The organism is Listeria grayi DSM 20601, from assembly GCF_000148995.1.
Taxonomy (GTDB): Bacteria; Bacillota; Bacilli; order Lactobacillales; family Listeriaceae; genus Listeria; species Listeria grayi.
In genome coordinates, this window is record NZ_GL538353.1 from 731,069 (window position 1) to 744,700 (window position 13,632).

Below are 13,632 nucleotides of genomic sequence, written 5' to 3' on the forward strand. Positions count from 1 at the left end.
GGGAGGACACTATCTAGTGGGAACGAAACAGATCGATGCAGAAAAATTGGCAGCAATGATAGCGCTTGGTGCTGAAAACTTAGCAAAACAAGCAGAATTTGTAGATTCGCTGAATGTTTTTCCAGTGCCGGATGGCGATACAGGAACCAATATGAATCTTTCAATGAGTAGCGGGGCGGCAGAAGTTGCGAAAACGAGCCATTCTACTGTAAGTAGTGTAGGAGCAAGTTTAGCAAAGGGATTATTGATGGGAGCAAGAGGGAACTCTGGTGTTATTCTCTCTCAATTATTCCGCGGTTTTGCAAAAGCCATCGAAACAAAGACAGAATTAGATGCAGAAACATTTGCAGCCGCTTTTGCGCGTGGCGTAGAAACGGCTTATAAAGCAGTAATGAAACCCGTAGAGGGAACCATTTTAACAGTGGCACGCGAAGCAGCCAAAGCAGGAATGGAAGCAGCGAAAGCGGAAAATGATGTTGAAAAAGTAATGCGTGCTGTGGTCGAAAAAGGCCAAATCGCGCTCGAACATACGCCAGAGCAATTACCTGTCCTGAAAGAAGTGGGCGTAGTAGACAGTGGCGGTCAAGGGCTGATGTTTATTTATGAAGGCTTTTTGAGCATTCTTACCGGTGAAGTGATTCCAGAATCAAAAGCGATCGATTCGATGAAGGAATTGGTGAACGCCGAACATCATCGGCATGTCCAAGATTTTATGGATACAAGTGAGATCGAATTCGGCTACTGTACCGAAATGATCGTACAGATCAAAGATCAGCCAGCAACGAAAAAAGCATTTGACGAAGGTGCATTCCGCCAAGATCTAAGTGAAATGGGTGATTCCTTACTTGTAGCAGCGGATGAGGAGATCGTCAAAGTCCACGTCCATGCCGAACATCCTGGAGAAGTCTTGAATTATGGCGAACAATACGGAACGCTACTTAAAATCAAGATCGAAAATATGCGGGAACAGCACCAAGCGATTGTGGGCGAAGAAGCTGCATCCGCCACGCCAACTGTGAAGTACGGTATTATTAGTATTTCTGCCGGAAGTGGTATTGAGGAACTGTTTAAAAGCATGGGCACGACATATGTGCTTTCCGGCGGACAAACAATGAATCCTAGTACAGCAGACATCACAAAGGCGATCGAACAAGTAAATGCCGAGTATGTGTTTGTACTTCCAAATAATAAAAATATCCAAATGGCTGCCGAACAAGCTGCAGAAGTAGCAGGCAACGATAAAGTAAAAGTGATCCCGACTAGATCGATCCCACAAGGACTGGCGGCACTGCTTGCTTTCCAAGAAGATGAGAGCTTGGAAACAAATGAAGTAGCAATGAAAGAAGCGAGTCAAGAAGTGAAAAGCGGTCAAGTAACAACAGCGGTCCGCGATACGGCGATCGATGGTGTTGCTATCAAGAAAAATGACTTTATTGGACTTGTTGAAAGTAAGATCGTAGTCAGCACGCCGTCGTTAGAAAAAACAGCGATCGATACATTAGCAGCTATGCTGGACGAAGATGTAGAGATTGTTACAGTATTAGTCGGCGAGAATGTCGAACAGACTAATATCGATGCGATCGCCGCATATTTAGAAGAAACAGACGAGGATATCGAGTTGGAGATCCATCAAGGCGGTCAGCCTGTCTATCCGTTCTTGTTCTCGGTCGAATAAAAAAAGGCGGAAGGAAGTCGGTAAACGTGAAATATAATAGTGTTTTTGATATCATTGGTCCAGTTATGGTAGGACCATCCAGTTCCCATACAGCAGGGGCAAACAAAATCGGATCGATCGCTAGAAGTATTTTCGGCGACCAGCCTTCGCAAGTAGATATCCATTTATACGGCTCTTTTGCCAAGACCTATAAAGGGCACGGCACCGATGTGGCATTGATCGGCGGACTGCTTGAACTAGCTCCGGACGATCCACAGCTAAAAGTATCCAAACAACTGGCACTTGATGCCGGTATCCATATCCAATTTATTGAAGAGCAAGAAGAACCACCGCATCCGAACACAGTCAAATTAGTTTTGAAAAACGGGATGCAGCAAATGACATTAGTGGGAGCTTCGATCGGCGGTGGCAAAGTCGAGATCGTCCGCTTGAATGAATTTGAGTTGGAATTCACCGGGACCGCACCGGCGATCGTGATCTTGCATCAAGATAAATACGGCGCCATTGCCGCTGTTTCCCGTATCATTGCCGATAATCAAATCAATATCGGTCAAATGAAAGTCTCACGCAAAGTAAAAGGCGACGAGGCACTTATGGTCATCGAAGTAGACCAGACAGCAAGTAAGGAAGTACTAGATCAGATCGCAGCATTAGCTGGTATTTATCAGGTAGCCAGCATCATCATATGAACATTCAGAAACTTATCACTCGCATGTGATAAGTTTCTTCCTGTAAAGATGTGAAGGAAAGAGAGTGATAGAATGTTTCGAACAGTCGCAGAACTAGTGGAGATTGCCACGAAAGAAAATATTACCATTGCGGAACTGATGATTCGCCGGGAAATGTCGATTGCCGGCACACCACGCGAGGAAATCGTCCAAGCCATGGAACATAATTTAGAAGTGATGGAACAAGCCATCGAAAATGGGGAAGCAGGAGTAACATCCACCACAGGATTAACGGGCGGAGATGCTACATTGATAAAAGCATATATCGAAAAAGGCAACTTTTTATCTGGCCCCGTTTTATTGGATGCAGTGGCAAAAGCGGTCGCGACGAATGAAGTGAATGCTGCTATGGGAATCATTTGCGCCACACCAACAGCAGGAAGCGCTGGTGTCGTTCCAGGTGTGCTATTCGCTGTAAGAGATAAGCTCGGCCTCTCCAAAGCCGATATGGTCGATTTTCTATTTACAGCTGGTGCATTCGGTTATGTGGTTGCCAACAATGCGTTTATCAGTGGGGCAGCAGGCGGGTGTCAAGCAGAGATCGGATCAGCAAGTGCAATGGCTTCAGCAGCAGTTGTAGCAGCGGCGGGCGGAACGCCGGAACAATCAGCGCACGCGATGGCGATCACGATGAAAAATATGCTTGGTCTTGTGTGCGATCCAGTAGCAGGTCTTGTCGAAGTTCCCTGCATCAAACGTAATGCGCTAGGTGCCTCACAAGCGATCATTTCAGCCGATATGGCGCTAGCAGGAGTAACCAGCAGAATCCCATGTGATGAAGTTATTGAAGCGATGTATCGTGTCGGACTCCAAATACCAGGCTCGCTTCGGGAAACAGCAGAAGGCGGACTCGCAGCTACACCAACAGGCAGAGCGATCCAACAACGGATCTTTGGCCTATCACCGGAGAATACCAGTGACGAATCTATCTAAGCTGCCACTTTCCGCGTTAAAAGGAGTCGGCGAAGAAACAGCAAAGCATTTTCATGAATTGGCGATTGACACGATAGCTGATTTGCTGTGGAACTTCCCGCATCGCTATGAAGACTATCGCTTAAAAGATCTGATGGATGTTGCAGATGAAGAGCGAATCACGATCCAAGGCGAAGTCCTGACTGAGGCAACGATCGCCTTTTACGGCAGAAAAAAATCAAAACTCTCTTTTCGGATCTCGGATCACGAACAAGTCGTGAAAGTCGATTTTTTCAACCAGCCCTATTTGAAAAACAATATCGTGGTCGGGGAGACCGTTACCGTTTCAGGAAAATGGAACAAGGCACGTGCTCAAATCACCGGTAGCAAATTGAAAAAAGGCGAACTTCAAGAAGAACAAGAACTTGAAGGCGTCTATCGATTAAAGGGCACGATCCGCAATAAAACGATCCAGAAATATGTCAAACAAGCCTTAGACTTATATCTCCAAGATATTGAAGAGATCATTCCTCCAAAATGGCTGGAGAAATATCAGCTGATCGGCAGGCAGGAAGCGCTGGCTACGATGCACTTCCCGAAAAGTGAGGATGCGCTCAAGCAAGCACGCCGACGTTTTGTTTATGAAGAGTTTCTTCTCTTTCAACTGAAAATGCAGTTTTTCCGCAAGCTGGAAAGAGAAAAATCCGGGGGGATCTCGATCGACTATGACGTAGAAAAACTGCGCCATTATATCGAAGGCCTGCCATTTCCACTAACTTCCGCCCAAAAACGAGTTGTCAATGAGATCTGTGGCGATATGAAATCCCATTTCCACATGAACCGGCTGCTGCAAGGAGATGTAGGCTCCGGGAAAACCGTCGTTGCCTCAATTGCCATGTATGCGGCTGTTCAAAGCGGTTTTCAAGCCGCCTTGATGGTACCGACAGAGATTTTGGCAGAGCAGCATGCGAATTCTCTAGTGGAACTCTTGCAGCCACTAGATATCACCGTAGCCCTTTTAACAAGCAGTGTGAAAGGGAAAAAACGGCGCGAGTTATTGCAGTTGCTCGAAGACGGTGCAATTGATGTCGTAGTCGGCACCCATGCGTTGATCCAAGAAGAAGTCGTTTTTTCCAAACTGGGACTTGTGATCACGGATGAACAGCATCGCTTCGGAGTCAAACAGCGAAGAGTGCTGCGCGAAAAAGGCGAATATCCGGATGTGCTGTTTATGACCGCGACACCGATCCCAAGAACCTTGGCGATCACGGCATTTGGCGAAATGGACGTTTCGATTATCGACGAACTGCCAGCTGGACGAAAAGCGATCGAAACCTTTTGGGTCAAACATGAGATGTTGGATCGCGTGATCGGCTTTATGGAAAAAGAGATCCAAAAAGGCAGACAAGTTTATATTATTTGTCCGCTGATCGAAGAATCGGAGAAATTAGACGTCCAGAATGCGATCGACGTATACAATATCTTAGAACAAAAATGGCATGGCCGTCACAAAGTTGGACTGATGCATGGGAAACTACTTCCTGCAGAAAAAGAAGACATCATGCGTGATTTTAATGAAAATAATCTCGATTGCTTAGTTTCGACTACTGTCGTGGAAGTAGGCGTCAACGTTCCCAATGCAACGATGATGGTCATCTATGACGCGGACCGGTTTGGCTTAGCGCAGCTTCATCAGTTGCGTGGCCGGGTTGGCCGAGGCAGCGAACAATCATACTGTATCTTGATCGCCAATCCGAAAACAGAGGTCGGAAAGGAACGTATGAGTATCATGACGGAGACGAATGATGGCTTCGTTGTCAGCGAACGTGATTTGGAACTGCGTGGCCCCGGTGAATTTTTTGGAAGTAAGCAAAGCGGTGTGCCGGAATTTCAAGTCGCAGATATGGTACATGATTACCGCGTCCTAGAAATCGCTCGTCAAGATGCAGCGGAACTGATCTTTACAGAAAACCTTACTGAAAATCCAGCCTATCAAGCGCTTTACGCCCAACTACAAGCAGAAGGTGTATTTGAATCACAGAAGCTGGACTAAGCGCTGTATTTATCGCTATTTAAATAAAACACTTGCATATCGACTTGTTTTTTTATACCATTATAGCGTAATGCTTGTGTGCATGAAGCTCGGGACTACTATTCTTTTTCAGAGAGTTGTCCCATTTTTTGCAATCCTATTTAGTAGCAGGTATTAAAACCCCATACCGAAAAAACGAGATGAGGAATGGCAATGAAAAAATATTCCAAACAGGAAAGACAATCTAAATTACGAGAAGCAATTAAAGACAATCCTTTTATTACGGATGAACAACTTGCCAAAAAATTTCAAGTCAGTGTGCAGACGATCAGACTGGACCGAGTAGCTTTAGCGATACCCGAACTTCGGGAGCGTATCAAGGAAGTAGCAAGTGAAAACTATGTAGATGCAGTAAAAAGTCTGCCGATTGATGAAATCATCGGCGAGATCATTGACATTGAATTGAATCGCAGTGCGATCTCGATTTTTGATGTCACACCGGAACACGTCTTTAAACGCAACAAAATAGCCCGTGGACATCATTTGTTTGCCCAAGCCAACTCCTTAGCAACTGCTGTCATCCCAAATAAGCTTGCCCTCACCACGCAAGCAACGATTCGTTTCGTGCGTTCCGTTTATGAAGGCGAACGAGTGGTAGCCAAAGCAAAAGTGCGACCGACTACAAATAACCGCTCGATCACGATCGTTGATATCAACAGCTATGTCGGTGACGAAATCGTTTTAAAAGGTAAATTTGAAATGTATCATGCTACAGAAAAAAGTAAAAAGGAATGACGAATATGAAAATAGCAATCGATGCGATGGGCGGGGATCACGCACCTAAAGAAATTGTGTTAGGTGTGATGAAAGCTGCCGCTCAGTTTAAAGATGTAGAATACATCCTCTATGGGGACGAAGCACAGATCAATGAATATCTAACGGACAAAACTAGGATCACCATTGTACATACGGACGAAAAAATCGAAAGTGATGACGAACCTGTCCGTGCAGTAAAACGAAAAAAGAAAGCATCAATGGTTTTAGCTGCTCAAGCGGTTAAAAACAACGAAGCCGATGCCTGTATTTCTGCCGGCAACACCGGAGCATTGATGTCGACCGGATTGTTTATCATCGGCCGGATCAAAGGCATTGATCGTCCTGCACTTGCACCGACTTTACCGACTATCACTGGTAAAGGATTCGTATTACTGGATGCCGGTGCCAATGCAGAAGCAAAACCAGAGCATTTGCTGCAATTTGGTCTGATGGGTTCCGTGTATGCAGAAAAAGTACGCAAGATCGAAAACCCGCGGGTCGGTCTGCTCAATATCGGAACAGAAGAAACAAAAGGAAATGAACTGACAAAAACGGCTTTCCAATATATGAAAAATCAAAACGCGTATAACTTTATCGGCAATGTCGAAGCACGCGATCTCTTGATGGATGTGGCAGATATCGTCGTAGCAGATGGTTTCACCGGTAATATGGTACTGAAAACCGTAGAAGGAACTGCCTCTTCGGTCATGAGCATGCTGAAAATGAGCTTGAACAACGGAATCAAAAACAAGCTCGCTGCCAGTTTTTTACGCAAAGATCTTTATGGCCTTCGTGCTAAAATGGATTATAGTGAATACGGTGGTGCCTGTCTATTCGGTATCCAAGCGCCAGTGGTAAAAGCACACGGTGCGACAAACGCAAAAGGAATCTTCACAACGATCCGTCAAGTGCGCGATATGGTCGAAAAACAAATCGTAGAAACAATCAAAGCAGAAATCCATAAAATCGATGTAGGAGGAATAAAGAACAATGACTAAGATCGCCTTTGTATTTCCAGGTCAAGGCTCGCAAAAAATCGGGATGGGACTTGATGTTGCGGAGAAATATCCAGAAGCAGCAGCCATTTTTGAAGCTGCAGACAAACGCCTCGGCTTTTCGCTTTCCGAGCTGATCCAAGAAGGACCGATAGAAAAATTGACAAAATCAGAAAACGCGCAACCGGCATTAGTTACAAATAGCACGGCGATCCTACGTGTCTTAGAAGCACATGCGATCAAAGCGGATTACGTGGCAGGCCACAGTCTAGGCGAATACAGCGCATTAGTGGCTGGCGGCTATTTGAAAGCAGAAGACGCTATCTATTTGGTAAATAAACGCGGTCAATTGATGGAAGCAGCCGTTCCGAACGGACAAGGTGCCATGGCAGCGATTTTGGGATTAGACCGGGAAACGTTAACTAGCGTGACAGAGGAAGTTACAGCTGGCGGCGATGACGTGCAGCTTGCGAATTTAAACTGTCCAGGACAAATCGTTATTTCTGGTTCTGTAGCTGGAGTAGAAAAAGCATCAGAACTCGCAAAAGAAAAAGGCGCAAAACGTGCCATGCCGCTTGCAGTAAGTGGACCGTTCCACTCTACTTTGATGAAACCAGCTTCTGAAGCCTTCGTACCAGTACTCCAAGAAGTGACGATCCAAGACGGAGCGATCCCAGTTGTTGCTAATAGTAATGCAGAAGCAACGACTTCTAGCGATACGGTTGCCAAGAATCTGATCGAGCAGATCTATTCACCAGTATTATGGGAAGACACCGTTCGTTATTTGATCGACCAAGGTGTAGATACGTTTGTGGAAATCGGAGCTGGGAAAGTATTGGCCGGCTTGATCAAAAAGATCGACAGAGGCGTGACCGTTTTATCAGCGGGAGATGTAGCATCCGTAGACACAGTCATTGAGACATTGAAGGGGGAATAAGACGTAATGGATTTAACTGGAAAAGTAGCAGTAGTAACAGGAGCTTCACGCGGGATCGGCAGAGAGATCGCGATCAAACTTGCCGAAGCCGGCGCGAACATCTTTTTTAACTATAACGGCAGTCCAGATGCAGCAAAAGAAACAGCTGCTAAGATCACGGAGATCGGCGTGGAAGTAGAAGCAATGAAAGCAAATATCGCAGATTCAGAAGAAGTAACAGCGCTCTTCAAACAAGCCGTAGAGCGGTTTGGCAGAATCGATATCTTAGTCAATAATGCAGGGATCACTCGGGATAACTTACTGATGCGTATGAAAGAAAATGAATGGGATGATGTGATCGCGACGAATCTCAAGGGTACTTTCTTGACGACGAAGGCAGTTAGCCGTACCATGATGAAGCAGCGTTATGGCAAGATCATCAATATCGCTTCTGTCGTTGGTTTGATCGGAAATGCGGGTCAAGCAAACTATGTTGCTAGTAAAGCAGGTGTTATCGGCCTGACCAAAACGAGTGCACGCGAACTTGCAGCACGCGGTATCAACGTCAACGCTGTCGCACCTGGATTTATCACGACAGAAATGACAGACGAACTAGACGAACAGACAAAAGAAATGATGCTCAGCCAAATTCCGCTAGGCAAATACGGGACAACAGATGATGTGGCAAATGCTGTTTTATTCCTTGCAAGCGACGCCTCTGCCTATATTACAGGCCAAACGATCGCCATTGACGGCGGCATGGTAATGAACTAATCGATTTTATTTTACGATTAGTGTTTACGGCGGCATGATTATCTTATATAATACTTGGAGGGAGGTGAAGTGGAAATGGCAGAAGTATTAGAAAAAGTTACGAAAATCATCGTAGACCGTTTGGGTGTCGAAGAATCTAAAGTAACTTTGGAAGCTTCCTTCAAAGACGATCTAGGTGCAGATTCTCTAGACGTTGTTGAACTTGTTATGGAACTTGAAGATGAATTTGGAGTTGAAATCTCTGATGACGACGCTGCTGAAATCGCTACAGTCGGTGATGCAGTGAAGTACATAGAGCAGAACGCATAAAACTTTATGTGAAAGAATAAATGAGGGTGTCTCTTTGCTTGACATGCGCTTGCGTAGTTTATCTGCGCATGAAGCGGAGCAGAAAGACAGCCTCTTTTTCACTCTAAAGTGAAGTTTATTTTCTAAGCAGCTTTTAAATAGATCGGCTCTTTAGAAAATAAACTTGCAGAGAAGAGAGGAGCAGCTAACATGGACAAATGGGAAGAATTACAAGAAAGCGTAGGATTCACTTTTGAAAACGTGGGTCTTTTGCAAGAAGCATTCACACATTCTTCATATGTGAACGAACATCGCAAGGAAAAGCTAAATGATAACGAACGCTTGGAATTTTTAGGAGATGCGGTTTTGGAACTTACGGTCTCCGATTACCTATTTCAAAAATACCCCAATCTCGCAGAAGGACAACTGACTAAAATGCGTGCCGCGATCGTCTGTGAACCCTCACTAGTCGAGTTTGCGGAAAATATTCATTTTTCCAAGTACATCCGTTTAGGAAATGGCGAAGAAAAAGCGGGAGGGAGAACACGTCCAGCATTACTTGCCGATGTGTTTGAATCATTTATCGGTGCGCTCTATTTAGACAATGGGCTCAAAAATGTCATCCGCTTCTTGGAAAGAGTCATCTTTCCAAAAATCGATACCGGCGCTTTTTTGGAAACCGTCGATCATAAAACGCAACTGCAAGAAATCGTCCAGCGTGACCGCGACGTTCTGATCCAATATGATATTTTAGAGGAAAGTGGTCCTGCCCACAGCAAAGCCTTCGAAGCACAAGTCGTCGTCAATGGCCAAATGCTTGGCAGAGGCGAAGGCAGAACGAAAAAACAAGCGGAACAAAACGCAGCAAAAGAAGCAATCAATAAATTACTACACCGTAAATAAAAGGCAGGCAAAGGAGGTATCCGCCTTGTTACTCAAAAAATTAGAGATGAATGGTTTCAAATCATTTGCAGATAAAGTAACCGTGGACTTTGTTCCCGGCATGACAGCCGTCGTAGGACCAAACGGAAGCGGGAAAAGCAATATCACCGAAGCGATTCGCTGGGTACTGGGAGAGCAGTCTGCCAAAAGCCTTCGTGGAGGGCGCATGGGAGATGTTATTTTTGCTGGAAGTGATTCGCGCAAACCAATCAATTTCGCAGAAGTGTCTTTGGTTTTAGAAAACGAAGACCATTTCCTGCCTTTAGATTATTCGGAGATTGCCATCACCAGACGAATCTATCGAAACGGCGACAGCGAATTTCTCATCAATCATGAACAATGCCGTTTGAAAGACATCGTGGAACTTTTCATGGATTCCGGCCTCGGCAGAGAGTCCTTCTCGATCATTTCACAAGGAAAGATCGACGAGATCCTAAACAGCAAACCCGAAGAGCGACGGACGATCTTTGAAGAAGCTGCCGGCGTATTAAAATATAAACAACGAAAGAAACAAGCAGAACAAAAGCTGACAGAGACAGAAGAAAACTTAAATCGCGTCCAAGATATCTTATATGAATTAGAAGGACAACTCGAACCGCTTGAAATGCAAGCATCGATCGCGAAAGACTATCTCTTTCAAAAAGAGGAACTTGAAAAATATGAAGTTTCCTTACTAGCAACTGAGATCGGCGGCTTAGAAACGAAATTGGAAAAAGAACGCGATGATTTCGCAGCCAACAGCCAAGCTCTTTTCAAGTTGCGCGAAAAGATCCGTGAAGAAGAACAGCACGTAACGGAACAAAAACGATCTTTAACCGAACTAGACGAAAAAATCGATGCCAATCAGCAGAAACTGTTGCAACTAGCGCAGTCTCTCGAAAAGCTTGAAGGCGAGCGCAACCTGCAACTGGAACGGAAAAAGCACAGCAGTGAAACGGAACAAACGCACCAAGAAACACTCACTGCGACAACAGCTAAAATCACCCAGTTAGAAGCAGAGCGCAAACAGTTGCTCGAAGAAAAATTGGAAAAAGAAACGAAACTGGAATTGGCTGACCGGCAGCGGAAGGCGTACGAACGCAATTTGGCAGAACTTGATAATATCACCGAAGATACGATCGAAAACAAAAAGAGTGACTACATTGAACTGAAACACCGCCAAACGACGATCCATAATGATGTTGGCTATATCGACCGTCAATTGAAACAGATCGATGCCAGGTTAACACGCTTAGAACAAGAAAACGGCGACAGCAGCAAAGAACGGATCGCCAGACAAGAAGAAATCGAAGCAACGGAAAATACGCTTGCATCGATTCGAAAGCAGCTAGAAGAACAACTGACGACCTACGAAACAAATAAAAAAGAACTGACAGCAGCTGAACAAAGCCTTGCGCAAGAAGAGGGCGCCCTTTATAAGCACTACCAAGCTATCGAACAGGTCAAGGCACGCAAAGAAACACTTGCGGAACTCGCAGATGACTATGCCGGTTTTTTTCAAGGGGTCCGCGAAGTATTAAAAGCAAAAACAGAAATACCAGGCATCATTGGTGCATTAGTCGAACTGGTCACGATCCCAGAACATTATCAGACCGCGATGGAAATCGCTTTGAACAATAATGCCCAACATATTGTCACAAAAGATGAACGCGCTGCCCGCGAAGCAATCCAATATTTAAAAACCAAACGTGCCGGTCGCGCTACATTCTTGCCGCTGACAACGATCCAGCCACGTGAACTTCCAGCTGGGACGCTGAAACAATTAGAAGCGAACCCAGCGTTCGAAGCAGTAGCCAGCCAGATCGTCACGCATGATCCTTCACTCGCTCCGGTTATTCAAAACGCGCTAGGCACAACGATCTTAGCAAAAGATTTAAAGGGCGCCAATGAATTAGCAAAACTCGTACATTATCGCTACCGGATCGTCTCACTGGCCGGCGATGTCGTGAATGCAGGCGGTTCGATGACTGGTGGAGCAACAACGAAAGGCCGCTCCTCGATCTTGACACGCAAAAATGAATTGGAGCAGCTGGAAAGTCAGTTAAAGAGCCTTCAGCAGCAAACGAGTCAATTTGAATCAAGCGTCGCAGCAGGCAAGGTAAATGTCCAAACCAAACGCGAACAGCTGGAAGAAATCCGTTCCACCGGGGAAAAACTCCGTATCCAAGAACAAGAATGGACCAGTAAATTTTCCAGTGGCAGAGAGAATCTAGAACGCCAAAATCACCAATTGAAAATCTATGATTATGAAAAAGCAGACAATCTCAAAGAGAAAAATGAACTCGAAGCACGCAAACAAGCGCTGCTGACTGAAGAAGCAACAAACGAACGCTTACTCATTGAAATGAACGAAGCGATCGAAACGATGCTCGCAGACAGCAAGATCCAAGACAGCAAGCGCACGGAAGTCCTACATTTGCTAGCTGATCTCAAAGAAACGATCACCGCTCAAAAAGTAGAATTAGGCTACACAAGCACCGAAGAAGCTCGGCTGACAGATCAATTAAATGAGTTATATCAGCAAAAGCAAGCCGCAGAAGACCGCTTGGAAAGCATCCAAACCATTCGTAGCGAATCAAGGACGGAAGAAGAATATACGCAGCTGATCGAGCAAACGCGGACAGATAAGGCGACCTGTGAAACAGCTGCGAAACAGCTTCGCGAAAAGCGGATCGCCTTGCAAGAAAGTTTGACCAAGCAAGAAGAAACGTTGCAGCAGAAAAATGAGCAATCACAGTATTACAGCGAACAGCGCAATAAAGCCGAAGTAGCGATCAGTCGCTATGAAGTCGACATGCAAAGCCGTATCAACCGCCTACAGGAAGCATATGAACTTGATTTCGAGCAAGCAAAGGAAAACATTTTGCCAGATGTCGATCAGGAACAGTTGCGCTCCAAGGTCCGTTTGCTCAAACGTTCGATCGATGAACTCGGCGTTGTCAATCTCGGTGCGATCGAAGAATTTGAACGTATCGAGGAACGCTTCCAATTCTTGAATGGTCAGCAAGAAGATCTGCTAGCAGCCAAAGAAACCCTATTTGATGTGATGGGTGAAATGGACGAGGAAATGAAGATTCGTTTTGAAGCCAGTTTTGAAGCGATCCAAACAGAATTCGCGATCGTCTTTCCAGAATTATTCGGCGGCGGCGAGGCAAAACTCGTTCTTACCGAACCGGAAAACCTGCTTACAACAGGTATCGACATCATCGTTCAACCACCAGGTAAGAAACTGCAGAACCTCAGCTTGCGTTCCGGCGGCGAACGGGCACTTACAGCCATCGCGTTATTGTTTGCGATCATTCGTGTCCGCCCAGTGCCATTTTGTATCCTCGATGAAGTCGAAGCAGCACTGGATGAGGCAAATGTCATCCGTTTCAGCCGCTATATCAAACAGTTTGAATCAGACACCCAGTTTATCGTCATTACGCACCGGAAAGGAACCATGGAAGAAGCAGATGTTCTGTACGGTGTGACCATGCAGGAATCCGGCGTCTCCAAACTAGTATCCGTCCGTTTAGAAGAAACCGAAGAACTTGTGAAATAAAGCAGGGGAG

The 13,632-nt window shown here is 45.4% G+C and carries 11 protein-coding genes; all 11 read left to right on the forward strand.

Annotated features, from left to right (window positions below):
- Window positions 1–16 precede the first annotated feature (16 nt).
- Window positions 17–1,675: a DAK2 domain-containing protein gene (locus HMPREF0556_RS11085; RefSeq protein WP_003758631.1), complete on the forward strand. Its 1,659-nt coding sequence runs from the start codon at window positions 17–19 to the stop codon at window positions 1,673–1,675.
- Between the two features lie 26 nt (window positions 1,676–1,701).
- Complete coding sequence (gene sdaAB / locus HMPREF0556_RS11090) at window positions 1,702–2,364, forward strand: L-serine ammonia-lyase, iron-sulfur-dependent subunit beta (RefSeq protein WP_003758633.1); 663 nt, start codon at window positions 1,702–1,704, stop codon at window positions 2,362–2,364.
- 72 nt (window positions 2,365–2,436) lie between these two features.
- Complete coding sequence (sdaAA, locus tag HMPREF0556_RS11095; RefSeq protein WP_003758635.1) at window positions 2,437–3,336, forward strand: L-serine ammonia-lyase, iron-sulfur-dependent, subunit alpha; 900 nt, start codon at window positions 2,437–2,439, stop codon at window positions 3,334–3,336.
- Window positions 3,296–5,368 carry an ATP-dependent DNA helicase RecG gene (gene recG, locus HMPREF0556_RS11100; RefSeq protein ID WP_241762108.1) on the forward strand — a complete coding sequence of 691 codons (2,073 nt, stop codon included), beginning with the start codon at window positions 3,296–3,298 and terminating at the stop codon, window positions 5,366–5,368. Before sdaAA ends, recG begins: the two co-directional genes overlap by 41 nt.
- 192 nt (window positions 5,369–5,560) lie before the next feature.
- Window positions 5,561–6,142 (forward strand): transcription factor FapR, encoded by a 582-nt coding sequence (fapR, locus tag HMPREF0556_RS11105; protein ID WP_040486783.1) that lies wholly within the window; start codon window positions 5,561–5,563, stop codon window positions 6,140–6,142.
- A gap of 5 nt (window positions 6,143–6,147) precedes the next feature.
- Window positions 6,148–7,161: a phosphate acyltransferase PlsX gene (gene plsX, locus HMPREF0556_RS11110; protein WP_036106919.1), complete on the forward strand. Its 1,014-nt coding sequence runs from the start codon at window positions 6,148–6,150 to the stop codon at window positions 7,159–7,161.
- Window positions 7,154–8,095 carry an ACP S-malonyltransferase gene (gene fabD / locus HMPREF0556_RS11115; protein WP_003758644.1) on the forward strand — a complete coding sequence of 314 codons (942 nt, stop codon included), beginning with the start codon at window positions 7,154–7,156 and terminating at the stop codon, window positions 8,093–8,095. Before plsX ends, fabD begins: the two co-directional genes overlap by 8 nt.
- A gap of 6 nt (window positions 8,096–8,101) precedes the next feature.
- Window positions 8,102–8,848 carry a 3-oxoacyl-[acyl-carrier-protein] reductase gene (gene fabG, locus HMPREF0556_RS11120; RefSeq protein ID WP_003758645.1) on the forward strand — a complete coding sequence of 249 codons (747 nt, stop codon included), beginning with the start codon at window positions 8,102–8,104 and terminating at the stop codon, window positions 8,846–8,848.
- Between the two features lie 75 nt (window positions 8,849–8,923).
- Complete coding sequence (locus HMPREF0556_RS11125; RefSeq protein WP_036107204.1) at window positions 8,924–9,157, forward strand: acyl carrier protein; 234 nt, start codon at window positions 8,924–8,926, stop codon at window positions 9,155–9,157.
- A gap of 189 nt (window positions 9,158–9,346) precedes the next feature.
- The gene (gene rnc, locus HMPREF0556_RS11130) at window positions 9,347–10,039 is read left to right on the forward strand and encodes a ribonuclease III (RefSeq protein ID WP_003758648.1); all 693 of its coding nucleotides are present in this window, start codon (window positions 9,347–9,349) and stop codon (window positions 10,037–10,039) included.
- Between the two features lie 25 nt (window positions 10,040–10,064).
- Complete coding sequence (smc, locus tag HMPREF0556_RS11135; protein WP_003758651.1) at window positions 10,065–13,622, forward strand: chromosome segregation protein SMC; 3,558 nt, start codon at window positions 10,065–10,067, stop codon at window positions 13,620–13,622.
- Window positions 13,623–13,632: the final 10 nt, after the last annotated feature.

Bases quoted from the DNA above. Each gene is read 5' to 3' on its own strand.
- fabD (WP_003758644.1), top strand. From the start codon at position 7,154: ATGACTAAGATCGCCTTTGTATTTCCAGGTCAAGGCTCGCAAAAAATC.
- plsX (WP_036106919.1), top strand. From the start codon at position 6,148: ATGAAAATAGCAATCGATGCGATGGGCGGGGATCACGCACCTAAAGAA.
- fapR (WP_040486783.1), top strand. From the start codon at position 5,561: ATGAAAAAATATTCCAAACAGGAAAGACAATCTAAATTACGAGAAGCA.
- rnc (WP_003758648.1), top strand. From the start codon at position 9,347: ATGGACAAATGGGAAGAATTACAAGAAAGCGTAGGATTCACTTTTGAA.
- sdaAA (WP_003758635.1), top strand. From the start codon at position 2,437: ATGTTTCGAACAGTCGCAGAACTAGTGGAGATTGCCACGAAAGAAAAT.
- HMPREF0556_RS11125 (WP_036107204.1), top strand. From the start codon at position 8,924: ATGGCAGAAGTATTAGAAAAAGTTACGAAAATCATCGTAGACCGTTTG.
- fabG (WP_003758645.1), top strand. From the start codon at position 8,102: ATGGATTTAACTGGAAAAGTAGCAGTAGTAACAGGAGCTTCACGCGGG.